The 24,175-nt window shown below is 66.9% G+C and carries 20 protein-coding genes, 1 tRNA gene and 1 pseudogene; 9 read left to right on the top strand and 13 right to left on the bottom strand.

Annotated elements, in window-relative coordinates:
* The first annotated feature begins 7 nt into the window (after positions 1–7).
* Complete coding sequence (locus NWF22_RS23960) at positions 8–553, top strand: 2'-5' RNA ligase family protein (RefSeq protein WP_160901268.1); 546 nt, start codon at positions 8–10, stop codon at positions 551–553.
* A 71-nt stretch (positions 554–624) separates the two neighbouring features.
* A complete protein-coding gene (locus tag NWF22_RS23965; protein WP_160901267.1) occupies positions 625–1,767 on the top strand; it encodes an SAM-dependent methyltransferase in 1,143 nt (380 codons plus the stop codon).
* Here NWF22_RS23965 and NWF22_RS23970 read toward each other — a convergent pair.
* Positions 1,754–4,738: an AfsR/SARP family transcriptional regulator gene (locus tag NWF22_RS23970; RefSeq protein WP_160901266.1), complete on the bottom strand. Its 2,985-nt coding sequence runs from the start codon at positions 4,736–4,738 to the stop codon at positions 1,754–1,756. The genes NWF22_RS23965 and NWF22_RS23970 overlap by 14 nt on opposite strands.
* 77 nt (positions 4,739–4,815) lie before the next feature.
* Here NWF22_RS23970 and NWF22_RS23975 point away from each other — a divergent pair, with 77 nt between their 5' ends.
* The gene (locus NWF22_RS23975) at positions 4,816–5,658 is read left to right on the top strand and encodes a class I SAM-dependent methyltransferase (RefSeq protein ID WP_160901265.1); all 843 of its coding nucleotides are present in this window, start codon (positions 4,816–4,818) and stop codon (positions 5,656–5,658) included.
* Positions 5,659–5,673: 15 nt separating this feature from the next.
* Here NWF22_RS23975 and NWF22_RS23980 read toward each other — a convergent pair whose 3' ends face one another.
* From NWF22_RS23980 to NWF22_RS24020, 9 genes and pseudogenes are all read right to left on the bottom strand, one after another.
* Positions 5,674–6,447 carry an amino acid ABC transporter ATP-binding protein gene (locus NWF22_RS23980; protein WP_309249727.1) on the bottom strand — a complete coding sequence of 258 codons (774 nt, stop codon included), beginning with the start codon at positions 6,445–6,447 and terminating at the stop codon, positions 5,674–5,676.
* Positions 6,434–7,396, bottom strand: a complete 963-nt coding sequence (locus NWF22_RS23985) for an amino acid ABC transporter permease (RefSeq protein ID WP_160901264.1) — start codon at positions 7,394–7,396, stop codon at positions 6,434–6,436. The genes NWF22_RS23980 and NWF22_RS23985 overlap by 14 nt, the downstream gene beginning before the upstream one ends.
* A gap of 3 nt (positions 7,397–7,399) precedes the next feature.
* Positions 7,400–8,314 carry an ABC transporter substrate-binding protein gene (locus NWF22_RS23990; protein ID WP_202398436.1) on the bottom strand — a complete coding sequence of 305 codons (915 nt, stop codon included), beginning with the start codon at positions 8,312–8,314 and terminating at the stop codon, positions 7,400–7,402.
* A gap of 204 nt (positions 8,315–8,518) precedes the next feature.
* Positions 8,519–11,269, bottom strand: a complete 2,751-nt coding sequence (gene polA / locus NWF22_RS23995) for a DNA polymerase I (RefSeq protein WP_160901263.1) — start codon at positions 11,267–11,269, stop codon at positions 8,519–8,521.
* Positions 11,270–11,339: 70 nt separating this feature from the next.
* Positions 11,340–11,909 carry a GNAT family N-acetyltransferase gene (locus NWF22_RS24000; protein ID WP_160901262.1) on the bottom strand — a complete coding sequence of 190 codons (570 nt, stop codon included), beginning with the start codon at positions 11,907–11,909 and terminating at the stop codon, positions 11,340–11,342.
* A gap of 25 nt (positions 11,910–11,934) precedes the next feature.
* Positions 11,935–12,774, bottom strand: a complete 840-nt coding sequence (locus NWF22_RS24005) for a DUF5995 family protein (RefSeq protein WP_160901261.1) — start codon at positions 12,772–12,774, stop codon at positions 11,935–11,937.
* Positions 12,775–12,824: 50 nt separating this feature from the next.
* Positions 12,825–13,349 (bottom strand): annotated as a pseudogene (locus tag NWF22_RS24010) (ABC transporter ATP-binding protein); the annotation flags it as partial.
* 620 nt (positions 13,350–13,969) lie between these two features.
* Positions 13,970–15,199, bottom strand: a complete 1,230-nt coding sequence (locus NWF22_RS24015; RefSeq protein WP_160901260.1) for a branched-chain amino acid ABC transporter substrate-binding protein — start codon at positions 15,197–15,199, stop codon at positions 13,970–13,972.
* Between the two features lie 182 nt (positions 15,200–15,381).
* Positions 15,382–16,002 carry an ANTAR domain-containing response regulator gene (locus NWF22_RS24020; protein WP_258321267.1) on the bottom strand — a complete coding sequence of 207 codons (621 nt, stop codon included), beginning with the start codon at positions 16,000–16,002 and terminating at the stop codon, positions 15,382–15,384.
* Positions 16,003–16,145: 143 nt separating this feature from the next.
* Between NWF22_RS24020 and NWF22_RS24025 the strand changes: the two genes are divergently transcribed.
* Positions 16,146–16,222, top strand: a tRNA-Leu gene (locus NWF22_RS24025).
* 500 nt (positions 16,223–16,722) lie between these two features.
* Positions 16,723–17,451: a peroxiredoxin gene (locus tag NWF22_RS24030; protein WP_202398214.1), complete on the top strand. Its 729-nt coding sequence runs from the start codon at positions 16,723–16,725 to the stop codon at positions 17,449–17,451.
* 181 nt (positions 17,452–17,632) lie between these two features.
* Here NWF22_RS24030 and NWF22_RS24035 read toward each other — a convergent pair whose 3' ends face one another.
* Positions 17,633–18,478: a F510_1955 family glycosylhydrolase gene (locus NWF22_RS24035; RefSeq protein ID WP_160901490.1), complete on the bottom strand. Its 846-nt coding sequence runs from the start codon at positions 18,476–18,478 to the stop codon at positions 17,633–17,635.
* A 218-nt stretch (positions 18,479–18,696) separates the two neighbouring features.
* On the opposite strand from NWF22_RS24035, the gene NWF22_RS24040 reads away from it, so the two are divergent.
* Positions 18,697–19,302 carry a GNAT family N-acetyltransferase gene (locus NWF22_RS24040; protein ID WP_160901258.1) on the top strand — a complete coding sequence of 202 codons (606 nt, stop codon included), beginning with the start codon at positions 18,697–18,699 and terminating at the stop codon, positions 19,300–19,302.
* An 80-nt stretch (positions 19,303–19,382) separates the two neighbouring features.
* Here NWF22_RS24040 and NWF22_RS24045 read toward each other — a convergent pair whose 3' ends face one another.
* Positions 19,383–19,601 (bottom strand): hypothetical protein, encoded by a 219-nt coding sequence (locus NWF22_RS24045; protein WP_160901257.1) that lies wholly within the window; start codon positions 19,599–19,601, stop codon positions 19,383–19,385.
* On the bottom strand, positions 19,602–20,972 hold the full coding sequence (locus NWF22_RS24050; RefSeq protein ID WP_160901256.1) for an ammonium transporter: 1,371 nt from the start codon (positions 20,970–20,972) through the stop codon (positions 19,602–19,604).
* 397 nt (positions 20,973–21,369) lie between these two features.
* Here NWF22_RS24050 and NWF22_RS24055 point away from each other — a divergent pair, with 397 nt between their 5' ends.
* The 3 genes from NWF22_RS24055 (at position 21,370) to NWF22_RS24065 (ending at position 24,163) form a co-directional block, all read left to right on the top strand.
* Entirely contained in the window at positions 21,370–22,308 is a 939-nt protein-coding gene (locus NWF22_RS24055; protein WP_160901255.1) for an alpha/beta fold hydrolase, read from the top strand.
* An 86-nt stretch (positions 22,309–22,394) separates the two neighbouring features.
* On the top strand, positions 22,395–23,363 hold the full coding sequence (locus tag NWF22_RS24060) for an ATP-binding cassette domain-containing protein (RefSeq protein ID WP_160901254.1): 969 nt from the start codon (positions 22,395–22,397) through the stop codon (positions 23,361–23,363).
* Entirely contained in the window at positions 23,360–24,163 is an 804-nt protein-coding gene (locus NWF22_RS24065; RefSeq protein WP_160901253.1) for an ABC transporter permease subunit, read from the top strand. Before NWF22_RS24060 ends, NWF22_RS24065 begins: the two co-directional genes overlap by 4 nt.
* Positions 24,164–24,175 lie beyond the last annotated feature (12 nt).

A 24,175-nucleotide genomic window follows, 5' to 3' on the forward strand; every position in this document is an offset into this window, starting at 1 on the left:
TGGCGCCGTGGCGCATTCCATCGAGCTCCTGCCCGATGATTCGATCGACGCGCGGATCCGCGCCGAATGGCAGGCCCTGGCCGACGCCGGACTGCCCAGCGCGGCGCGGATCCGCGCGTCGAGCAATCGGCCGCACGTCACCCTGATCGCTGCCGGACACATCGACGGTGGTGTGGATGCCACGCTCGCCGACTGCGCAGGCGACCTACCGCTACCGTGCCGCATCGGCGCCCCACTGCTGTTCGGACACGGCTCCCGCCGTATCCTCGCCCGGCTCGTGGTGCCGAGCGCGGCACTGCTGTCGGTGCACGCCCGGGTGTTCGAGACCGCCACACCGTTCCTCGGTGACGCCGGCGCCTTCGCTCATGCGGCACCGGACAGCTGGACACCACACATCACTCTGGCGCGCCGCGTCGAGACCGCCCAGGTGGCCGCAGTGCTCGAAGTCCTCGACGCGCTCGGGCCGTTCGACGCTGCCGGGTCGTTCACCGCGCTGCGCCGATGGGATCCCGACAACCGCCTCGAGCACATCGTGGCCGGTTCTGCCGGTTGACGAAGCCGCGTGAGAGAACCTCGCATCGGCGTGAGAGCGAACTGAGAGGGGCAGGTCGCATCCTTACACCCATGACCACATCAGCACCCATCAACCCAGCACCCAACCCATCGATTCAGTCCCCCGCTCCGGCCGCTGCCGGCCCGGAGCCGATCACCGCGGATGCCTTCGCCGAGCGGATCTTCAACTCCGCACTCGCGACCGCCGAGACGATGAGCATCTACGTCGGTGAGCGACTCGGCTGGTACGACTGTCTGACCGCACACGGTCCGCTGTCGGCCGACGAACTGGCCGAGCGCACCGGCACGCACCGGCGCTACGCCAAGGAATGGTTGGAAATGCAGTCGGCCTTCGGGATTCTCGACGCCGACCTGAGCACCGACCCCGTCCGCTTCGGGATCTCGCCCGGAGTGGCCGAGGCCCTCACCGACACCGCCAGTCTTGCCTACCTGGGCGCGTTGCCGCGCTTGTTCGCGGCATCGTTGGGCCATCTCCCGGCGCTGCTCGATGCCTACCGCACCGGCGGCGGTGTCAGTTGGGTCGAGTTCGGCCCCGACGCGCGTGAATGTCAGGCGGCGCTGAACCGGCCGTGGTTCGACCGCGAGCTGGCACCGGCGCTCGCCGGCGTCGAGCACCTGCACGCACGGTTGTCCCGGCCCGGCGCACGCATCGCCGATGTCGGTTTCGGCGGTGGCTACTCGACCATTGCGTTGGCCAAGGCGTACCCCGAGGCGACCTTCGTCGGTCTCGACGTCGACGAGGCGTCGGTGCAGATGGCACGCCGGGCGGCGTGTGAAGCAGGGGTCGACGACCGGGTGGAGTTCCTGCTCGCCGACGGATCCGACGCGGCCGGGCGAGGTCCGTTCGACGTCGTGTTCGCGTTCGAGTGCCTGCACGACATGCCCCGGCCGGTCGAGGTGTTGTCGGCGGCGCGCGCCTCGCTTGCCCCCGACGGCAGGATGGTCGTCATGGACGAAGCCGTGTCCGACGCGTTCGCCGGTCCGGCAGACGATCTGGACAAGATCATGTACGCCTTCTCGATGTTCATCTGTCTGCCGGACGGGATGAGTTCGCCGCCGTCGGCCGGTACGGGCACCGTCATGCGGCCGGCCACCCTGCAGTCGTATGCGCACGATGCCGGGTTCGCGAAGGTCGACGTGCTGCCGATCGAGGACTTCAGTTTCTTCCGCTTCTACGAACTCACCCCGCGCTGAGCGCGGCCAACGCCGCGGCGACGACATCGGCTCGCGGCAACTCGGCGCCGCGCACCATCAGCTCATCGACCGTCTCCTCCCCGAGGCGCTCGCGGAGCTGCCGGTGCGCGGCGTCGAGCCGTTGCGCGTCGGTGCCGTAGGCCCCGGCACCCGTGATCTCGTCGGCCCGGTACATCGCACCCAACAGTTCCGCGGCCGGCTCCAGGCGATCGAGCTGGAGCAACACATCGACGACCGTGCGCAACGACACCCATTGGTGGGTCCAGTTGCCGGCGTCGCGCCAGTGGTTGAGGACATCGGTGAACAGCCGCGCAGCCACCTCGGGTGTGCCGCTGCGGGCTTCGATCGATGCGCGGGAGACCAGCGCCACGCCCATCAGATAACGGTCGCCGGTCTGCTCGGCGACCGCGATGGCCTCGTCGAGCAATGTGCCGGCCGTGACCGGATCGATGTCGAGGATGCATTCGCCCGCACCGTACTTCGCCCAACCGTCCACCACCCTTTCGCCGGCGGCGGTGCACAGTTCGGCGACCCGCAGCGAGGCCCGGTGGGCGGCACGGCCGTCTCCGCGGTAGGCGTTCATCAGCTGGCCGCACAGATCGGCCATCCGACCCGCACCCACCATTCCCGCCGCCGTCGCCGCGGCACGGAACTCGCGGGCCAACGTCGCCGAGACGTCGAGGTCACCCTGGAACAGACCCACCTCGACGAGCATCATCCGCAGATACACCTCCACGACCGGGTCGGGGTCACACGCCAGCCCCGACCGGGCGCAGTCCAGGGCGGCCGGCAGGTCACCGTCGAAGCGGGCGCCGGCGGCCGCGACCGCCCACGCCGCCGGCATCTGCGTCACCTCGCCGTCGGGCAACCGTGCCGCGGCCTCGCGGAGCCGGCGCGACCACGAGGTCGCCTCGGTACTCATGGTCAATTCCAGAAACGGGATCACGCCCGGCAGCAACTGTTCCCCGAGCGCCGGGTCGGCCTCGCAGGCATGATCGACGGCCTGTCGAACGTCGTCGAGACGCGCGGCGATCAGGCCGGCGGCGGCCACGTGTCCCGGGCCGTACAGGTCTCGCCCCAGCGGCGCGATCCGGTCCGCGATCAGCCGCGCATGCGCCGACCGCGCCGCCATGCGCCGGTCCTGGTCGTCGAGTTGCCGCAGCCCGAAAGCGCGCAGGGTCTCGAGCATCCGGTAGCCGGCGGCGTCCGGCGTGAGCATCGACGCGTCCACGAGCTCGCTGATGGTCTCGGCCACCTCGTGGCCCGGGAGTACGCCACTGAGGTCGGCCAGCGCCTCCGCGTCGTCGAGGTCGAATCGGGCCGGGAACACCGCCAGCACATCGAACAGGGCGCGTCCCGCATCGCTCAACAACGTGTAGGACCAGTCGACCAGAGCGTGCAGGCTGCGGTGACGCGGGTCGTGGCCGCGCGAACTGTGCAGAATCCGGAAACGCCACTGCAATCGGTCGACGAGCGCACCCGGGGCGATCGCCCGGGCCTTGGTCGCGGCGAGTTCCACCCCGAGTGGCAGACCGTCGAGCCGGCGGCAGATCTCCGCCACGGCGTCACCGTTGTCCTCGGTGAGCGCGAAACGATTGTCACGGGCCCGCGCACGAGCACAGAACAGCCGTACCGACGGGGTCGACGCTATCTCTTGATGCGATGCCTTCGGGGCCGGCACCGTCAGCGGTTCGAGCACACTGACCTCCTCGTTGGCCAACCCCAGCGGGACGCGCGATGTCGCGACCACCGCCATCCGTGGGCACCGGGAGGTGACCGCACTCGCCAACTCGGCGGCGGCGTCGACGACGTGCTCACAGTTGTCGAGGACCAGCAATCCAGTACGCGGCGAGAGTGATTCGATGAGCGCATCGAGGTCGGCGAGATCGCGTCGAGGGGAGGAACCCGTCGCCGACACGACGCTGTGCACGACATCGGCCGGCGACTGCACGCCGGACAGCTCCGCCGTCCAGGTGGAGTCTCGGCCGTGGACGTGCTCACGCACCAGCGCGGTCTTGCCGACACCGCCCGGACCGACCACGGTGACCACGGTTCCCGGCCGCAGCCGGGCCGCGAGGTCGGCCAGTTCACGACCACGCCCGAGCAGTGGACCGTCCCCATCCTGCGTGGGCGACGACGAAGGCGGCGGGACCTCCGAGCGTGCCGGCGGCTGCTCCTTTCGGGGCCGCACCGGCTCCGGGGAGCGTTCTCCCGACAGAATCCGTTCGTGCAGATCGGCCAGGCGCGCAGCCGGTTCGGTGCCCAGGTCGGTCGACAACCGGGTGCGCAGGTGCCGGTACACCTCGAGCGCGTCGGCGGGCCGATCCGCCTGCCAGAAGCCGTGCATGCGGCGCAGGTGCACACTCTCGCGGTAGGGATACTCGACCGCGGCGGCCTCGAGTCTGCTCGCCGCGTCGGCGGGCCGACCCGAGCGCAACAGCGCGTCGGCGGTGGCCTCGGCGATGCGTACACGCATCTCCTCGAGCGCCTCGACCTCCCCGCGCACCCATGGTTCGTCGGCGAACTCGCCGAATGGCCTGCCACGCCAGAGGGCCTCGGCAGTGTCGAACAGAGCGATCGCCGCATCGGGGTCCGTGTCGGCGACCGCGCACCCCTCGTGGAAACGGTCGGCGTAGGCGAGCATGTCGATCTCACTCCGGTCGACGAGGAGCGAGTATCCCGGCGCCGCGGTGACCACCTTCAGTTGTTCGGCCACGCCACGCTCTCGCAGTTGCGCCCGCAGCCGAAACACCAGATTGTGCAGGGCGGATTCGGGGTTGGTCGGTGACCTGTCGCCCCAGAGGATCTCGGCGAGCCAGTCGGCGTCGGCGGTGGCGTTGGCCCGGCTGGCGAGCGCCGCGAGCAGACATCGCAGCCGCGGACTGCCGAACTGATCGGCGCGCGCGTCGCCTGGTCCGGACACATTGACCGGGCCGAGGAGCAGTACGCTGACCACGGGGAATTCTAACATCGGGCGGGCGGTCGCACGCACGAGCGTCGCCTGTGGCGGGAACGGTCTGCGCCGGGGCACTGGTTAGACTCACCGGCATGAGTGGGGAGCCCGCAGGTGGCGACGATGCGCCGCACCGTCCGCCGCGCATCCTCGGGCCGGTCGACTCGCCGACGAGTGACCGCGCCAACCGATGGTGGTGGGATCACGACGCCGACAATTACCACGCCGAACACGGCACCTTCCTGGGCACGTACTCCGCCGGCGGCGACTTCGTGTGGTGCCCGGAGGGCCTCCGCGAAGCCGACATCGGCCTGCTCGGTCCGGTCGCCGACCGCGACATCCTGGAGATCGGCTGCGGCTCGGCACCGTGTGCCCGATGGCTCGCCGGGCAGGGGGCGCGGGCGGTCGGTGTGGACCTGTCGCGTCGGATGCTCGGAATCGGGCTGGCGGCCATGAGCGCAGAGGGAAGCCACGTCCCGCTCGTGCAGGCGACCGCCGAGGCTCTCCCCTTCTCGGACGGTTCCTTCGACATGGCGTGCTCGGCTTTCGGAGCCGTACCGTTCGTCGCCGACTCGGCTCGGGTGATGACCGAGGTCGCCCGCGTCCTGCGCCCAGGCGGTCGGTGGGTGTTCGCGGTGAACCACCCGATGCGCTGGATGTTCCTCGACGATCCGGGGCCCGACGGCCTCATCGTGCAGATTCCCTACTTCGACCGCACGCCCTACACCGAGGTCGACGACGCCGGCGCGATCACCTACGTGGAGCACCACCGGACCATCGGCGACCGTGTGCGGGAGATCCGTGCGGCCGGACTGATTCTCGACGACATCGTCGAACCGGAGTGGCCGGAGGGTTTCGATCAGGTGTGGGGGCAGTGGAGTCCGTTCCGCGGACAGTACTTTCCGGGCACCGCGATCTTCTGCTGCCGCAAGGTGTGAGCCGCGGAGCCGCCCTCACAACAGCTTCGAGAGGAAGCTCTGGGTCCGTTCGTGTTGCGGGTTGGCCAGCACCTCACGCGGATCGCCCTGCTCCACCACCACACCGCCGTCCATGAACACCAGCTGGTCGGCGACCTCCCGGGCGAATCCCATCTCGTGGGTGACCACGACCATCGTCATGCCGCTGTCCGCGAGTTCGCGCATCACACCGAGCACCTCCCCGACGAGTTCGGGGTCCAATGCGGACGTCGGCTCGTCGAACAGCATCAACTTGGGTTCCATCGCCAACGCGCGGGCGATGGCGACGCGCTGTTGCTGACCGCCGGACAACTGGGCGGGATAGGTGTCGGTCTTGTCGGCCAGGCCGACACGGGCCAGCAGCGTGCGGGCATTCTCGGTGGCCTCCCGTTTGTTCTGCCTCTTCACCTGGGTCGGCGCCTCGATCACGTTCTCCAATGTCGTGCGATGCGGGAACAGGTTGAAATGCTGGAACACCATGCCGATGTCGCGGCGCTGTTTGGCAGCGTCCTTCGGGCTCATCTCGTAGAGCTTGTCACCACGTTCGCGGTAACCGATGAGGTCTCCGTCCACATAAAGGCGTCCCGCGTTGACCACCTCGAGATGGTTGACGCAGCGCAGGAATGTCGACTTCCCGGAGCCGGACGGCCCGATGAGGCACAGCACCTCGCCGCGGCCCACCTCGAGGGTGATGCCCTTGAGCACCTGCAGGGAGCCGAAGCTCTTGCAGACCCGGTCGGCCTTGACCATGGGGCGTTCAGCGACGCTCATCGCTCTCCCCTTCCGGAATCGTCGTGTTCGGTTTGGCGGCCTGGGCCTTGAGCTGGCGGGCGGTCATCTGCCGACTGGCGCCCTTGGAGTAGTAGCGCTCCAGGTAGAACTGGCCGACCATCAGGATGCTGGTGATCGCCAGATACCAGGTGGACGCCACCAGCAGCAGCGGAATCGGTTCGAAGTTCACCCCGGAGATGTCCCGCGCACGCCCGTACAGATCCCCGGTGAACGGCACCGCGGCCACGAGGCTCGTCGTCTTGAGCATGCTGATCACCTCGTTGCCGGTCGGCGGGATGATCACGCGCATGGCCTGCGGCAGCACCGTGCGCCGCATGGCAAGCGACCACGACATGCCCAGGGCGACCGAGGCCTCCATCTGCCCCTCGCCCACCGACGACACACCGGCCCGCACGATCTCGGCCATGTAGGCCGCCTCGTTGAGCGCGAGACCGATCATCGCGAAGATGAACGCCGAATACAGTGCCTGGATGTCGAAGTGGGCGAACTGCACGACGAACGGGATGCCGACGTCGATCTGCTTGTAGATCGCCGGCAACAGCCCCCAGAACACCAACTGGACGTACACCGGTGTGCCGCGGAACACCCACAGATAGACCCACGCGGTGGACCGCAACACCGGGTTCGACGACAGTCGCATCACGGCCAGCAGCACACCCAGAACGATCGCGATGACCATCGACAGCACGGTCAGCACCAGCGTGTACCACATGCCCGTGAGGATGCGGGTGTCGAAGAGATAGTTGGCGTAGGTGTTCCACGCGTATGCGCTGTTGGTGGCCGCGCCGTAGACGAACAGCACCACCAGCACGAGCACGACGGCGGCGGCGAACCACTGGCCCGGGTGACGCAGTGGCACCGCCTTGATGGGTTCGGGCTCTCCGGAGATGCGGTCAGCCCCGCTCGGGCCGGTCGTCGGTGCGGTCACCGGTCAGCTGACCGCACCGTTGATGACCGAGGTGGGGATGGTGCCCGCGCCGAGACCCCAGTGCTCCGCGATCGCCTCGTACTGTCCGTTGTCGATCAGGTACTGCACCGCCTGCTGCAGTGCCTGCGCCAGTTGCGAACCCTTCTGCACCGGGTAGCCGTACGGCGCCGAGTCGAACACTCCGCCGGCGGGTTCGAGCGCGCCGTTGGACCGCTCGATGGCATACGAGGTGACCGGCGAGTCGGCCGACATGGCGTCTACTCGGCCCAGCATCAGTGCGTTGGTGGCCTCGTCCTGGCTGTCGTAGCGCACCTTCTCGATCGCCGGCTGACCGGCGTCGGTGCAGGCCTGGCTCTTCGCCGGGATCTCGTCGGTGTCCTCGTAGGTGGTCGACTGCACCGCGACCCGCTTGCCACAGGCATTGTTCGGATCGATGCCGGCGCCGACCTGCTGGGCCCACTGCACACCGGCACTGTAGTAGGTGACGAAGTCGACCTGCGCCTCACGTTCCTTGGTGTCGGTGAACGACGACATGCCGACGTTGTAGGTTCCCGCCTGCACAGAGGGAATGATGGTGTCGAACTGCGCTTCTCGGTATTGCGGGGTCAGGTCCAGCACACTGGCGACCGCGTTCATCAGGTCGACGTCGAAGCCGATGATGTCGCCGCTGGCGTCCTTGAACTCGTTCGGCGCGTAGGGCACGTTGACACCGACCACCAACTGTCCGGACTCGCGGATCGGGGCGGGCACTAGGTCCGCGATCTCGGCCACCGGGTCGACGTCGACGCTGGTCGGTGAGATGTCGGCGCCGAGCCCCTCGCTCTCCTCGTTGTTCGAACACCCCGCCAACGCGAGGACCAGAATCGACAGCAGTGCGATGAGCACCCCGACCGGTCGCGACGATCGCAGAAAACGCATCAGATACCCCATCTGTGAACCTGCCCCACATGCAAGCGCATGAGCGGGCGCGCGCTCGAGACGCCTACGGCAGACACCGACGCACTGTTCGAACAGTAGTGGCTGGCAAGCCGATCCACCCGACGGTTACGAGAGATTTACGCTGCGACGACTCACCTGTGACCCGTCGTCGACGCAACGACCGAGGTCACCGGCGCGGTTCGGTCAGTGCGCCGCGTCATCCCACGACCGGCCGTAGCCGACCGAGACCTCCAGTGGCACCGAGAGGGTGATCGCGCTTCCCATTTCCTCGCGGACGACCGTCTCGACCGCTTCCCGCTCGCCGGTGGCGACTTCGATGACGAGTTCGTCGTGGACCTGCAGCAGCATGCGGGAGTTCAGTCCCTCGCGGCGGAGCCGGCCGTACACGTTGATCATCGCCACCTTGATGATGTCGGCCGCGGTGCCCTGGATCGGCGCGTTGAGCGCCATCCGTTCGGCCGACTGGCGGCGCTGCCAGTTGTCGCTGTTGAGGTCGGGCAGGTAGCGGCGCCGACCGAACAGGGTCGCGGTGTACTCGTTGCGGCGGGCTTCGTCGACCACGTTGTGCAGGTAGTCGCGCACGCCGCCGAAGCGCGCGAAGTAGGCCTCCATCTGTTCCTTGGCCTCGTCGCGGCTGATCTTGAGCTGCGCGGCGAGGCCGAAGGCGCTCAGTCCGTAGGCGAGTCCGTAGGACATGGCTTTGACACGGTGCCGCATCTCGGTGGTGACCGCGTCGATGGGCACCCCGAAGGCGCGCGACCCGACGAAGTTGTGCAGGTCTTCGCCGGTGTTGAACGCCTCGATGAGTCCGGCGTCCTCGGAGAGGTGCGCCATGATGCGCATTTCGATCTGGCTGTAGTCGGCGGTCATCAGGCACTCGTGGTCCGGCGCCACCACGAACCCGGCGCGGATCTGTCGGCCCGCCTGGGTCCGCACGGGGATGTTCTGCAGGTTGGGTTCGGTCGACGACAGTCGGCCGGTGGCCGCGATCGTCTGGTTGAACGTGGTGTGCACGCGCCCGTCGTCGGCGACCGACTTGAGCAGGCCGTCGACGGTGACCTTGAGTCGGGTGGCGTCGCGATGTTCGAGCAGGTGCGCCAGGAACGGGTGCTCGGTCTTCTCGTACAGACCTTGCAGCGCGTCGGCGTCGGTGGTGTAGCCGGTCTTGGTCTTCTTGGTCTTCGGCATGTCGAGTTTGTCGAACAGCACAGTCTGCAGTTGCTTGGGCGAACCCAGGTTGATCTGTTCGCCGATCACGTCGTAGGCGGCGTCGGCGGCGGTCCGGATGCGTTGGGAGAAGTCGGCTTCCAGCTCTCCGAAGTGGTCGACGTCGACGGCGATGCCGGCGGCTTCGAGCTCGGCGAGGACGAAGGACAGCGGCAACTCCATCTCGGTCAGCAGGGCCAGGGAGTCGATGCGTTCGAGTTCGGTGTCGAGGGTGTCGGCGAGTTCGGCGACCGCCCGGGCCTCCAGCATCTGCTGCTCGGCATGCTTGGCGTCGCCGCCGTCCTCGTCGAGCAGCGACATCTGACCGTCGTCGGCGGCCGTGTCGTCGCGCAGCTCGCGCCGCAGATAGCGCAACGCGAGATCGTCGAGGTTGAACGTGCGCTGCCCGGGTCGTACCAGGTACGCCGCCAACGACGTGTCGCTGGTGACGCCGCCGAGCGTCCAGCCTCGGGCGCGCACCGCGTGTACAGCCCATTTCGCCTCGTGCAGAGCCTTGGGTCGCTCGGTGTCGGCCAGCCACGCGGCCAACGCCTGGTCGTCGTCGGCGTCGAGGGACGTGACGTCGATGTAGGCCGAGACGTCGTCCGCCGCGGCGATGGCAATGCCGGTGGCATCGGCACCGACGACCTGCCGCGGGGAGGTGACTGCGACGCCGCTGCGGCCCGTGGTCGTGTGCTCGGCCAGCCAGGCGCGGACCTCACCCGGGCCCAGCACCACACCGTCGAGGTCGAAACCCGACTCGGCCTCGGGTTCCACCGAGGTCAGCGTCGAGAACAGACGATCGCGCAGCACCCGGAACTCGAGATCGTCGAAGAGGACATGGATGCGGTCGCGGTCCCAGCCCACCATTGCGAGGTCGTCCGGACTCGACGGCAGTTGCATGTCCCGGACGAGTTCGGTGAGCTGCCGGTTGGTCTGTACCGACGCCAGATGTGTCCGCAGCGCGTCGCCCACCTTGCCCCGCACCTCGTCGACGTGGTCGACCAGCGACGCGAGCGAACCGTATTCGCGAATCCACTTCGACGCGGTCTTCTCGCCCACGCCGGGGATGCCGGGCAGATTGTCACTCGGATCACCGCGCAGCGCGGCGTAGTCGGGATACTGTGCCGGCGTGAGGCCGTACTTCTTCTCCACTTCGGCCGGGGTGAACCGGGTGAGGTCCGAGACGCCCTTGCGCGGGTAGAGCACGGTGATCGAGTCGTTGACGAGCTGCAACGAATCCCGGTCGCCGGTGACCACCACGACCCGGTAACCCTCGGCGTCGGCCTGCGTCGCCAGCGTCGCGATGATGTCGTCGGCCTCGTAGCCCTCGATGGCCATCACCGGGATGCCCAGCGCGTCGAGTACCTCCTTGGTGAGGTCGACCTGTCCGTTGAACTCGTCCGGCGACTTCGAACGCTGCGCCTTGTACTCCGGGAACATCTCCGAGCGGAAGGTCTTGCGGGAGACGTCGAAGGCCGCCGCGATGTGGGTGGGCTCCTCGTCGCGCAGCAGATTGATCAGCATCGAGGTGAAGCCGTACACCGCATTGGTGGTCTGGCCGGTCGCGGTCTTGAAGTTCTCGGCCGGCAGCGCGAAGAAGGCCCGGTAGGCCAGTGAATGCCCGTCGAGAAGCATCAGCAGTGGACGTCCGTCCGAGCTCGACGACCTGCCGGCGGCGGTGGCGGACTTCTTCGCGGGCACGGTGGAACTCTTCGCGGGACTCACCCCAGCGATTCTAGTGACCCGCTCCGACAGGTCGGGCGGGCGCTCAACCCCTCGACCATCCGGTGCCCGGCTATCCGCGCCGATACATGGGCCAGACCTTCGGCCCGTCCATCGGCAGGGTGATCTCGTCAGTCACCGAGAAGCCGTACCTCTCGTAGAGCGGGATGTTGACCTCGTTCGAACTCTCCAGATAGGCCGGGCCGTCGACTCGATCGATACCTGCGCTCAGCAGCGCGCTACCGACCCCTGCCCCCTTGATCACGGCTCCCACCTGGCCCAGGTACCAGTGGGGCGCACGGGGTCGGACCTTGGCGAATTCGCGCTCCAGCGCTGCACCGCGCCGGACCCGACCGCGCAGGACACCGATGAAACCCACCGCCGAACCCACCTGCTGCACGGCCGACAGTTTGTGCCCTGGTCGATCCCAGACCGCAGCGCCCACGGGCACGCCGTCGCGCACGGCGAGGTCGATCGACGCCGCCTCGCCATGCGCCCACCGTAGCAGGGTGTGGAAGATCCGTTTGTCCCGGTGTGGGTCGGGATTCATCCAGCGGATCACCGGGTCGTCGGCGAATGCCTGCGCAAGCAATGCGCTCACCACGTCGAGGTCCCGCGAGCTCGCCACGGTGATCGGGGTCATGCACCCACGGTAGAACCTCGAGTGGTCAGAACAGCCCGATCGCGTCGGACGTGTCGAGCACGCCCTCGGCCGTCGTCCACTCCGCCCACATGGCAGCGCGGGTCGCCGACGCGGTGGCCGGTTCGGCGAGCCCGCGACCACTGACCCAGGCGGCGGCACGAACACTCTGGAAGAACAGACCGGTCGCACGTTCCTCGCCGATCGTGTCGCCGACGATGGAGGCCGTGAACAACTCGGTCAGATCGGTGCCGTAGTCGGTCTTGATCGAATCGATGATCTGCGGGGTCGCCTTCCCGAGGATCTCGCCGTAGAGGTTGAAGTCGGCCCAGCGTTCGGGGCTGGTGTTCACGGCGTCGAGTGCGGCAGGCAGGTCGAGGATCAGGTGTGAGTTCATCCCGGAAGTGGCGACGCGTCCCCCGCTGTGGCGGCAATCGGTCGCGTACTGGTAGTACCGCTGCCACTCCCGAGGGACCTCGGTACCGGTCACATGCGCGTGAACCGAGGCGAGGTAGCGGTTGACGAAGTCGAGGGCGAGTCGGCGAGCCCATTCCGAATCCGCATAGACCTCTTGGCGGATCGACGGCACGGTGGTGTCCAGGATCGGCACGTACACGTCGGCGAAAGCGCCGCGCGGATCACCCTGGTCACCCCAGATGTCCGCGATCTGATGCACGTTGGACTGGGCATCGACCAACGTCCGGTTGGCGGATGGCGCCGACAGCGCGGCGATGCGCTGCGCTTCGGCGGCGGGTAGCTGCGGGCGGCACGTGGTGGTGCCGTCGGCGGCGTGGGCGGGCACGAGAACCCCGGTGACCGTGAGCAACACGAGCCCGAGAACGACTGTGGATCTGCGTAGCAAGGTCATGGTGTGGGGACTCTAACGACCGAGACTTCTCGTCTCAACTCGGGCGGACATCAGGCGACCCCGAGGTACGCCTCGCGGACGGCGTCGTCGACGAGAAGATCCTTGCCGGCACCCTCTTTGGTGATCGAGCCGGTCTCCATGATGTAGCCACGGGTGGAGCGACTCAACGCTTGTTGCGCATTCTGCTCCACCCGCAGGATGGTCGTGCCCTCCGCATTGATCTTCGTGATGATGCGGAAGATCTGCTGAATCACCATGGGCGCCAGACCCATCGACGGTTCATCGAGCAGCAGCAACCGAGGGCGCGCCATCAGCGCGCGCCCGATGGCCAACATCTGTTGCTCACCGCCCGACATCGTCCCGCCGAGTTGTTTTCGCCGCTCCCCCAGCCGCGGGAACAATTCGAAGACATGGTCGATCGATTCCCGGTACTCGGACTTGGCGGGAAATCTTCTTCCGTAGCAGCCCATGTCGAGGTTCTCCAGCACCGTCATGCCGGGAAAGATACGCCTGCCCTCGGGTACCTGGATGATGCCGCGTGTCACCCGCTCGTGCGGTGGGAGTGCGGCGATGGACACCCAGCGATAGCGACCTCGATTTGCTCAGCAGACTCTCAGACCCAGAAACGTACCCACAAGTACACCCCAGCACCGCCGCACATTGCTTTCGTGAAGCGGGGTGGAGATTCCGCGGTTCACATGAACTGTGAACCGCGATTTCTGTACCACCGCCGTACCGCTCGCCGCATCGTTGTGATGTCGCTCACATATCGATGTTAGAGCGCTGCGCCGCAGCGCAATAAGCCAAAGATCAGGTCGTCCAACCATCGATGAATCTGCGCGTCTCAAACAGCCACCGCACCATGGTTGATCCTCAACCACGCAGACCGAGAGGCAAAATGAAATTCAAGATCAGGGACCGCGTCCGCGTCATCGACACCGGCCTGTACGGACACGTCGTCAGCGAACTGCCCCCATGGTTGTCATCGAGTTCCCCGACGGCGACCGCGCCGCGTTCCACCCGCACGTAGTCGAGCACCTTGATTGAGGCTCCGCTCCCAATTCGGTACACCGCTGGGTGAGAGTGTCACCCACTATCGCGGTTCCTACGTGGGACACACTGCGGTACACGTGTATGTAGTCACTGATAACCCGGGCCCTGCTGCCGCCCGGACGCACCCGCATCGTGCTGTGTCCTACTTGACCTCGTACACCCAGATCAGCGAGGAGGTGAGCTCGCCGGTGGGGCTCCACTCGTACGGGCGTGCCAGGCCCGACCCCTGGTAGTCGCTGACGTAGGAAAGGAGTTCCGGACGCGTCAGGTTGCCCTCGGCGATGCCCTTCATCAGGATCGAGGCGAGGTCATAGGCTTCCACCGAGTACACGCCGGGCGCCTGGTTGAACGCCGCCTCGTAGTCGGACTTGAATTGATCCGGCGCCGGCCCGCACGGACAGGACAGGATCGCGCCCGTGGCGCTGTCGCCGGCCTGGGCGGTGAACTGGGGATCGTTGGCGCCGTCGCCCGAGACGAATGTCTCCTGGTATCCGGCGGTCTTCAGCTGCTGGGCCAGCGGCGCGGCCTCGGCGTAGTACCCGGAGTAGAACACCGCGTCCGGGTCGGCGGCGGTGACCTTCGAGATGATCGCGGAGAACTCGCGGTCACCCTTCTTGACGTCACCCGAGCAGCTCGCGTCAGCGGCTGCGCCGAGCGACTGGGTCATCGCCTGGGCAAGTCCCACACCGTAATCGGTGTCGTCCTTGATCACGCAGACCTTCTCCTTGCCCATCGTGCCGGTGATGTAGTCGGCCAGCGCGGGACCCTGCACATCGTCATTGGCGAGCCCGCGGAAGAAGGTCTTCCACCCGTTGTCGGTCAAGGTCGGGTCGGTCGCCGATGCGGTGACCGACACGAGGCCGGCCTGGTTGAAGATGCCGCCGGTGGCCTTGGTCTCACCGGAGAATGCCGGCCCGATGAGTCCCACGATCGACTCGTCGTTGACGATCTGTGGGGCCACCTGGGTGGCCTTCTGCGGGTCTCCCTCGGTGTCGAAGGTCCGCAGAACGATCTGGCAGTTCGGGTTGGCCTCGTTGTGGTGGTCCACCGCCAGCTGCGCGCCGTTCTTGATGTTGATGCCGAGCGCGGCGTCGGCGCCGGTCAGTGCACCGGCCATGGCGATCGTCGTCTCGGGGCATTCGGCGTTGCCGTCCCCCGCCGCGGTGAGGGCGTCAGACTCCGATGCCGCCGGCAGCTCGTTGCCCTGGGTGTCTATCTGGGCCAGCGGCGCGATGGTCAAACCGGAACCGCCAGCGGTTGATCCGCCGTCTGCGCCAGTGCCGGAATCGCTCGATTTGTCGCTACACGCGGATACGGCGAGCACGCCCGCCAACGCTACCGCGAGGGCACCTGTCGTCATACGACGATGCATTCCCCTACCCCTTTGCTTTCCCACCCTGCCGGCGCAGCTCGGATGCCTGCTGCCGGCAGGTCTGCTGAGGAGACCTTGAGAAGACATAGACCGAAAGCCGGTACTGCGCCCAGGATCTGGGAGGAACCCGCACGAAGCCTGGGCGCGTTCTCACAGATTCAACGGCGGCACCGTGCAGGTCGTCAGGTGTCGGACCCCAGCGTCTCAACCACCACCTGCGCGACCGCCTTCATGGTGGTGCGCCGGTCCATCGCAGCACGCTGAATCCATTTGAACGCTTCGGGTTCGGTCATCGAGTGCTTCTCCATCAGCAATCCCTTCGCGCGCTCGACCAGTTTGCGCGTTTCGAGACGATCGGTGATGGTGGCGACTTCCTTCTCGAGCGCGACCACCTCGTGATATCGACTCACCGCCACCTCGATGGCGGGCACCAGATCGGCCTTGGTGAACGGTTTCACCAGGTAGGCCATCGCACCGGCGTCACGAGCCTTCTCGATGAACTCACGCTGGCTGAATGCGGTCAGCATCACCACCGCGGCGAGTTTGCGTTGCGCGATCTCCGACGCTGCGTCGATGCCGTCGCGGACGGGCATCTTCACGTCCATGATCACCAGATCGGGTGTGAGGCTCTCGGTCAGCTCGACGGCGACCTGACCGTTGGGCGCCTCCCCCACGACGTCGTACCCCTCTTCGCGGAGCATCTCGATCAGATCCATCCGGATCAACGAGTCGTCCTCGGCGACGAGCACCCGGTGCGTCGTCTGTTCACCGGTCCGAGCCGCAGCCCTGTCTGCCACCGTCACATCCCCTCCTCGGAACGCCTTCCCCTGACCAGCACGATTCATCTTCGGAGCTGATGCGTGAAGAGTACCGGTTGGCTCGCGACGGGGCTGATCATCTAGAGTGGGCTGTCGCGACTGCCACACACCGTGACAGCGCGGCACACGCCCTCGTAGCCCAATTGGCAGAGGCAACGGATTCAAAACCCGTCCAGTGTGAGTTCGAGTCTCACCGAGGGCACCATGAAACCCCTGCTCAGCAGGGGTTTCGCGCATTCAGCGTCGTCCCGACGTCGGCCCCCACGCTCCGTATATGGAGCGTCGGCGGGACAACTCATCAGCGCGGTCGATCTCACACCCGGCACGATCGTTGCCGGATCGCGATGGGTCGTTCATCAATGCGCGGCGACGTGGGCGAAGCATTCCGGAGTGATCCCAGACGACGCCCTTGCCCTGAGCCAGCAGAATCCACGATGCATCCCTCGCCGACAGCCGGGGCCACGGCAAGCCCCCGTTGGCGAACCACGCCCCACCGCGCCGCTCGGGCCACTTTCCAGAACCCGCCCATCGCTGCCCCACAGTCGCTTTCGCGTCGCTCGCAACCGGCTGGGCGCGTCCTCCGCGGTTGACACCCGCCGACGCCGCGAGGATCGACGCCGGCCGCGTCCGGCCACCCTCGGAAATACCCCCTGGGGTATGATTGTTGCACCGAGTGTCGAAACCATCGGCTGAGAGGACACCATCATGACCACCACCGAGCCCGAGACCAGCACCCCCACCCGTCTGCCCCGCATCGGCGAGCCCGCACCGGAGTTCACCGCGGTGACCACCCAGGGCGAGATCAACTTCCCCTCCGACTACGCCGGCAAGTGGGTCATCCTGTTCTCCCACCCGGCCGACTTCACCCCCGTCTGCACGTCCGAGTTCATCACCTTCGCGGCCATGCAGAACGAGTTCAGCGCCTACAACACCGATCTGGTGGGACTGTCGGTGGACGGCCTCTACAGCCACATCGCGTGGCTGCGCACCATTCGGGAGAAGATCAGCTTCAACGGCCACTCCGACGTGGAGGTCACCTTCCCGCTGATCGAGGACATCACCATGGAGGTCGCCACCAAGTACGGCATGATCATGCCCGGTGAGGACAGCACCAAGGCCGTGCGTGCGGTGTTTGTCGTCGACCCGGAAGGCATCGTCCGGACACTGCTCTACTACCCGCTGAGCCTCGGCCGGAACTTCGACGAGCTGCTCCGCATCGTCAAGGGACTGCAGGCAGCCGACCACTTCGCGGTCGCCACCCCCGCGGACTGGCGCCCCGGCGACAAGGTCATCGTGCCGACCGCGGGTTCCTGCGGAACGGCCAAGGACCGGATGACAGACGTCGAGAGCGGGATGGACTGCCAGGACTGGTTCTTCTGCACCAAGGACATCTCCGCCGACGAGGTCGAGGAGGCGATCCGCGCGAAGAACTGAGCCCCAGTACCGCAGGACCTCGGCGTTGTGCCGAGCCATGGCGATCCTCGCCCGAGGCGCGTGATCCCCGGAATCCCACACTGGAGCTGTGCGCCAGCCGTTCCATCTACGGATTCGACCACTCGGGCGAGGTCGGGCCTCTTCCAGTTCGCCGGCCGGCGCCGCCGTCGGCGGCGAGCGCTCAGCTCAGCACGTGCAGATTCTCGCCGGTCGCCGCATAGGCGGTGGCGAAACCGTCGGCCGTCAACGCCTCCGCGCTTCCGACGAACGACCGCTTCTCCCACGTGTCTCCATCGTGGCTGCGCCACGCGTTGCCGTCGCCATCGATACCCCACAAAGCCTCTCGGGTGCCGGCAAGCAGCATCAGGTCCGGCGCGCCTCCGACAACCTCGAAAGACGAGCCGTCATCGATGCTGCGCTGCACCCCTGCCGTGGTCAGCGCCCACACACCGCCGGGCCCAATGGTCAGCGATGCCGCCGCCAGAGCGGCGCCTGGCGACCAGGAGAGGCCACCGTCGACTGACACACGAAGCCCAGTGGTGCCGTCGAATCCGATCACATAAGCGCCGTCGGTGGCCAACGCATGAAAGTCGACCTCACCACCGAGCGACTGATCCATCCACGTTCTTCCACCGTCATTGCTGCGGCGTAGTCCGAGCGGGTTGGGCGCCTCACTCGATGGGCCGGGGTGACCCGAGGTGACCAGCGTGTCCGTACCCGATGCTCCACTGAAACCCATCAGGTCGTCGTCGGAGGACCCCACCTTGGTCGCATTCCCGTCGGAATTCACCGCCCACACACCGGAGTGGGTTCCAGCCAGAATCGTTCCGTCGGCGTCGATGTGGAGACCGTGTACGTGATCGAGCCTCGGGCTCAGCGCGACCCGCGACACTCCACCATCGGCCTCGGCCGTGGACGGCAGACCCGGCGCGGAGGACGCCGCAAACGTCGACGACTCCGTGGTCTCCGAGTTGCATCCGGCTGCGACTGCAACGACGACGGTGGTGGTGAGGGTCAGCGCGACCATCCTGCCTCGCAACGACACGGCTCGACTCCTTCGAAGTTACAACGAAACCAGGATACCCGGCCTTCCTTCGCCCACGACCACCCTCGCCGCGGTCCGCCAACCGAAACCCCTGCACAGCGGGGGTTTCGGTGCCGTAGATCCGAGTCAGATACTGACTCCGATCTACGGCGCTTTCTGATGAGATCGGATTGAGAGATTCGCATGCGACCGTTTCGGGCATGACATTGATCCAAGAACCCGACGACGCCACCACGAGTAGCCCCCTCGACGTCACACCGACCAACGACCACGCCACGGTCGCTGCGCTTCTCACCCAGGCCTTCGCCGACGACCCGGTGATGGTGTGGATGCAGCCGGACACCCGCCGCCAGCGGGTGTTGTGGGACATCGTGGTCAAGTATTTTCACGGCGCGCAATCCTGTTTCGATCTGGCCGTCCGTGACGGCCGGCCCGTGGGCACTGCGGCCTGGGACCGGCCTGGGCATCGGACCTCCGCGCGTAACCAGGCACTGTCGCTGGTCGTCATGGCCCGCCGACTCGGCACCCGGACCCACCGCGGGATCGCCCTGGAGCACGAGTTCGCCAAGCACCGACCCAGCGAACCACACTGGTATCTCGGCCAGGTCGGTGCGGCAGAACGCGGGCGCGGGATCGGCACGGCGCTCTTGGAGTCCCGACTTGCCCAGATCGACGGCCCGGCCTACCTCGAGAGCTCCAATGTGCGCAACATCCCCCTGTACGAGAGGTTCGGCTTCGAGGTGACCGGCGAGATAGCGCTACCTTTCGACGGCCCCCAGGTATGGCCGATGTACCGCCCGGCGTGACGCGTGAAGCGCAGACCGACGATGTGAGGCCCGTGCCCCACATCGTCGGTCTGCAGCTCGTGTGCAGTCGTCGCCCGCGGTCAATAAACGGGCGGCTCCCCCTCCGCCGCCGGACCCTTCTCGACCGGCTTGTGCTCGATGATCGCCTTGTACGCGTGGTTCTCGTGGCGGATCATCGCGGCGAAGAAGCCGATGAACAGTGCGACCGCCAGGATGAAGGTGATCCACACACCCACGGAGAAACCACCGAAGGTGAAGACCACGCCGGCCTCGTCGTACGAATCGATGGGGTTGAACATCTACTTCACCTCTTCTTTCGGGATCGTGACGACCTCACCCGCGTCGTCGGCCGGCACGGCGACGATGTCACCGGTGTCGCCGCGCATGACGGTCACCGGGATGCCCTCGGGATAGGGCGTTGCCGGGACCTCGGCGAGGTCGAGGCCTTGCGCTTCGACCTCCGGCGGGATGCGCAGCATGCCGATCTTCTTCATACCCAGGGACACCAGGTAGGCCGGGATGAACCCGAGCGCCATGAAGACCACCGCGCCGACGAACTGGCCCCAGAGCGAGATCGACGGATTGCCGTCGGTGTTGGGGTATCCGGCCAGGAAGATGCCGACCATGACCACCGAGTACAGGCCGGCCCCGCCGTGGACCGCCACCGCACCCACCACGTCGTCGATCTTGAACTTCTCCAACAACTTTCCGATGTACGGGATCAGACCGCCGGCACCGAGTGCGATGATGAACGCCAGGGCGGGATGGTAGAGATCGAGGCCGGCCGCGACACCGATCACGCCGGCGAGGCCACCCGAGATGGTCCAGAACGGCTCACCGCGCGACATCATGTAGGCGCCGATGATGCCGCCCGCCAAGCCCATCAACGTGTTGAAGGCGAAGGCCGACAACGTCGTCGGGCTGCCGTAGATGGTGGCGTACCCCTCGTTGCTGTAGATGACGCAGCCCATCAGGAAGCCGAAGAAGCCGGTGAAGATCAGCATCAGCCCGACCATCGTGAGCGGCAGGTTGTGCGGCCGGATGGTGACCGGTGTGCCGTCGGCCTTGAACCGGCCCAGACGCGGACCGAGGTTGATCAAGATGCCGAGCGCGGCGAATCCGGCGATCATGTGGACGCATCCGGCGGCGCCGACGTCGTGGAAGCCGAGTTCGGTCAACATCCAGCCGGCGCCGTGCCAGCCCCACGCCGCGCCGATGATCCACACGACCGAACCGACGAGGACGGTCAGCACCAGGAATGCGCTGGTGCGGATGCGCTCCAGCACCGCCCCGGACATGATCGAGCCGGTGGTGGCCGCGAACAGAGCAAACGCACCCCAGAAGATGCCGCTCGCGGAGTCCGCGGTGTTGGGCCCCATGTTGTCGCTCCAGGGCAGGGCCGCCTGCGCCGCGTCCGTCATCTCGATGAACCCGCTGGGCATCGCGTTGTACAGGAACCAGCCGACGAAGAAGAACGACGCGATGATCGTCGCGAAGGCGAGCAGATTCTTCATGGCCGTGGCGAGCACGTTCTTCGAGCGTGAAGCACCGACCTCGTAGGCCAGGAACCCTGCGTGGATGAGCATCATCAGGGCGATGGACATCCAGTAGAAGAATTCGTTGTTGACCGACCCCATCGTGGTGATGGCGCCCTCTACATCTGGTGGCACGGCAAACCTCCGCAGGCTTGGAGTGGGACAAGTGTTTCGTATCAGTGTTCAGCGCGCACTACCGGTGTACGCAGGATTGACGATAAGTTAGCGAACGTTCCGCCGCAGTCTCGGATGGTTAAGGCGACGTAAATCCCACCGAGCGGGGCATCGGCTGCACAGTTCGCGCCCGAGGACGAAAGATTTTGCCACCCAACCGGACCGAACAGTATCCATCGGTTTCCGGGTCTGGCCTCACTCGCCAAATCCGCACCGTGAACCCAACCCCACGATTATGGTGGTGCGACATGGTCTCACGACAGCAATGGGAACGATGGACTCCGTGGCCGCAGATCGAGGAGCTCGGCGGCGAGTTCGCCCGCCGGACCGGGCGCCTCGAGTCCGAATCGATGCACCGATGACCGGACTCCGCCCAGTCCTGGCGGCGGCCTTCGGAGCTGCGGGCGGTGCCGCCCTGCTGCGCTACCGCCGCGACATCTCCCACGCCTACGCCCGCGTCGAGGCGCTGGACCGCCTGACTGCGGTGACCCGATTCGGTGCGATGGAATACCTCGACCACGGCGCGGGTGAGGCCATCCTGGTCAGCCACGGCATCTTCCACGGCTGCGACGGCGGCCTGCGTTCAGTTCAGGACACGATCGGCACCCGACGCGTCATCGCTCCGTCACGGTTCGGCTATCTCGGGTCGGCCATGCCCCGTGATGCTTCTGTCGCCGACCAGGCCGACGCGTTCGTGGAGTTGCTGGACGTGCTGGGGTTGCCGACGGTTGATGCCATCGGGATCTCGGCGGGCACGAGCGCGGCTGTGCAATTGGCCCTGCGACATCCGGATCGCTTGCGGCACCTGATCATCAGTTCGGGGAGCTTCCCCGGCAGCGACACCGCGCAGGCACCCCCGGAGTGGGCAAAGCTCCTGTACTCCGACCCACCGCTGTGGGCCTTGAAAAGGCTCGCCCGGCCGGTCTTCGCCCGGATGATGGGGGTACCCGAGGGGTTCCCGCGCGGCGTGGACGATGCCCGAGTGCTGACACAGATGCTCGACACCATCTTCCCGGTCCGTCCGCGCGTGACCGGTGCCGTATTCGACGCGTACGTGGCAAATCCGGATGTCAACGACTATCCGCTCGAGGAACTGCGGGTCCCCACCCTGATCGTGCACGCCGCCGACGACCCGCTGGCGTCCTACGAGGCCGCACGCGCCGCAGGCGAACGCATTCCCGACGCACGTTTCGTCGGCCTGGATTCAGGTGGGCATCTGCAGCTGGGCCAGACGCAGCGGGTACGCACCGCGGTGGCGGCTTTCCTGGCGTCCGGTGAGTTGGGCGACACGAGATAGACGCCAGTCATCCGTCGATCCGACATACCCGCGGGGTATAGCGTTGGTCCTGGAACCACCAGCATTCGACAGGAAGCTCAGGTGCAGTGTCGGTCGCGATCTCCATCGAAGGTTTGACCAAGCGCTTCGGCGCCGTCACGGCGGTCGACGACCTCACGTTCGAGGTGGCGCCGGGTAGGGTGACCGGTTTCCTGGGCCCCAACGGGTCGGGTAAGACCACCACATTGCGGATGGTTCTCGGCCTGATCGCGCCCACGGCGGGCCGAGCGATGATCGGTGGCCGACCGTACCGCGAGATCTCCCGGCCCATGCGGCTTGTCGGAGCCGCTCTCGAGGCGTCGAGCTTCCATCCCGGCCGCACCGGTCTCGGCCACCTTCAGACACTGGCGCCGCAGACCGGCGTCTCGACCGCGCGGTGTCATCAGGTTCTCGACTTCGTCGGTCTCGCCACCGCCGGCGATCGCCGGGTGGGCGGGTATTCGACAGGGATGCGCCAACGGCTCGCGTTGGCCGCCGCACTGCTCGGCGACCCACAGGTCATCGTTCTCGACGAGCCGGCCAACGGTCTCGATCCCCAGGGCATCGTATGGCTACGTGAACTGCTGCGCTCCTTGGCATATGAGGGCCGGACGGTGCTGGTGTCGAGCCACGTGCTCGCCGAGGTGCGCAGCACCGTGGACGATGTCGTGGTGATCGGCGGGGGCAGGCTCATCCGGGCATCGACCCTGGCGGACTTCGAATCACTGGCCGAGCGGGCCGTCGGTGTGCGCACACCCGCGGCCGACGCGTTCGCGCAGCTGGCCGCCGAGCGAGGATGGATGGTCAGCCGCGGCCCGGGTGGGTTCCGCGTCGACGCACAAGACTGCGCCACCGTGGGCGCGGCGGCGTTCGCCGCCGGCATCGAACTGCATCAACTCACCGACATCGGCGCCGACCTCGAGTCGGTCTTCCTGAGGCTCACCACATCCCCGGATGCCCCGACCGGCCACCTCGCACCGCAGATCGCTGCGGCGACCGGCCCGGGGCCGCACACCGAACCGGAGGGGCACCGGTGAGGGCCGCGCTGATCGCCGAGTACCGCAAGTTCGTGTCCACCCGGATGTGGTGGATCCTGCTGCTCGCCCTGGTGGTCTACCTCGGCTTCATCGGGCTGGTGCTCGCCGTGTCGATGACCGTGGACATCGAGGGCCAATCGGCTCCGACGCAACTCGCCGGCGCCGATCTCGCACGATCCATCTATGCCCTCACCAGCCCCATCGGCTACGTCTTCGCGCTGGTGATCGGTAGTCTCGCGGTGACCGGCGAGTTCCGCCACAAGACCATCACCGCCAGTCTCCTGGTGGAACCCCGCCGCACCGTCCTGCTGACGGCCAAGCTGATCGCCGGCATCCCGATCGGATTGCTGTACGGGATTCTCGGCACCCTCGCCGTGGTGATCACCGCCGCGCCGATGCTCTCCTGGCAGGGAGACGGCGCCTACCTCACCGACGGCGCGACGGTGGAGGTCATCGTGATGTCGATGCTCGTGATGGTGCTGTGGACCGCCATGGGTGTCGCGTTCGGTTCGGTGGTGTCCAACCAGGTGGCCGCCATCGTGATCCTGCTCGCCTTCACACAACTGGTGGAACCCATCGCGCGGATCGCGCTGGCCTCCTTCGACGCCACATCGTCGGTCGCGCTGTATCTGCCCGGTGCGGCAGCCGACGCGGTCGTCGGGTCGAGCTTCTACTCGTCGGTGGGCGACGGCGCCATCGAGTTGGCGCCACAATGGGCGGGCGCGCTGGTGATGCTCGCCTACATCGCAATCTTCGCGGTCATCGGCCGCGCCACGACGCTCCGCCGGGACATCGCCTGACGCGGTGCCGCG

It is taken from the genome of Gordonia mangrovi (assembly GCF_024734075.1).
GTDB lineage: Bacteria > Actinomycetota > Actinomycetes > Mycobacteriales > Mycobacteriaceae > Gordonia > Gordonia mangrovi.

What these genes read in the sequence shown, in the direction of transcription:
- NWF22_RS23965 (WP_160901267.1), top strand. Translation starts at nt 625, where the DNA reads ATGACCACATCAGCACCCATCAACCCAGCACCCAACCCATCGATTCAG.
- NWF22_RS23970 (WP_160901266.1), bottom strand. Translation starts at nt 4,738, where the DNA reads ATGTTAGAATTCCCCGTGGTCAGCGTACTGCTCCTCGGCCCGGTCAAT.
- NWF22_RS23975 (WP_160901265.1), top strand. Translation starts at nt 4,816, where the DNA reads ATGAGTGGGGAGCCCGCAGGTGGCGACGATGCGCCGCACCGTCCGCCG.
- NWF22_RS23980 (WP_309249727.1), bottom strand. Translation starts at nt 6,447, where the DNA reads ATGAGCGTCGCTGAACGCCCCATGGTCAAGGCCGACCGGGTCTGCAAG.
- NWF22_RS23990 (WP_202398436.1), bottom strand. Translation starts at nt 8,314, where the DNA reads ATGCGTTTTCTGCGATCGTCGCGACCGGTCGGGGTGCTCATCGCACTG.
- NWF22_RS24000 (WP_160901262.1), bottom strand. Translation starts at nt 11,909, where the DNA reads ATGACCCCGATCACCGTGGCGAGCTCGCGGGACCTCGACGTGGTGAGC.
- NWF22_RS24005 (WP_160901261.1), bottom strand. Translation starts at nt 12,774, where the DNA reads ATGACCTTGCTACGCAGATCCACAGTCGTTCTCGGGCTCGTGTTGCTC.
- NWF22_RS24015 (WP_160901260.1), bottom strand. Translation starts at nt 15,199, where the DNA reads ATGCATCGTCGTATGACGACAGGTGCCCTCGCGGTAGCGTTGGCGGGC.
- NWF22_RS24030 (WP_202398214.1), top strand. Translation starts at nt 16,723, where the DNA reads ATGACCACCACCGAGCCCGAGACCAGCACCCCCACCCGTCTGCCCCGC.
- NWF22_RS24035 (WP_160901490.1), bottom strand. Translation starts at nt 18,478, where the DNA reads ATGGTCGCGCTGACCCTCACCACCACCGTCGTCGTTGCAGTCGCAGCC.
- NWF22_RS24040 (WP_160901258.1), top strand. Translation starts at nt 18,697, where the DNA reads ATGACATTGATCCAAGAACCCGACGACGCCACCACGAGTAGCCCCCTC.
- NWF22_RS24045 (WP_160901257.1), bottom strand. Translation starts at nt 19,601, where the DNA reads ATGTTCAACCCCATCGATTCGTACGACGAGGCCGGCGTGGTCTTCACC.
- NWF22_RS24055 (WP_160901255.1), top strand. Translation starts at nt 21,370, where the DNA reads ATGACCGGACTCCGCCCAGTCCTGGCGGCGGCCTTCGGAGCTGCGGGC.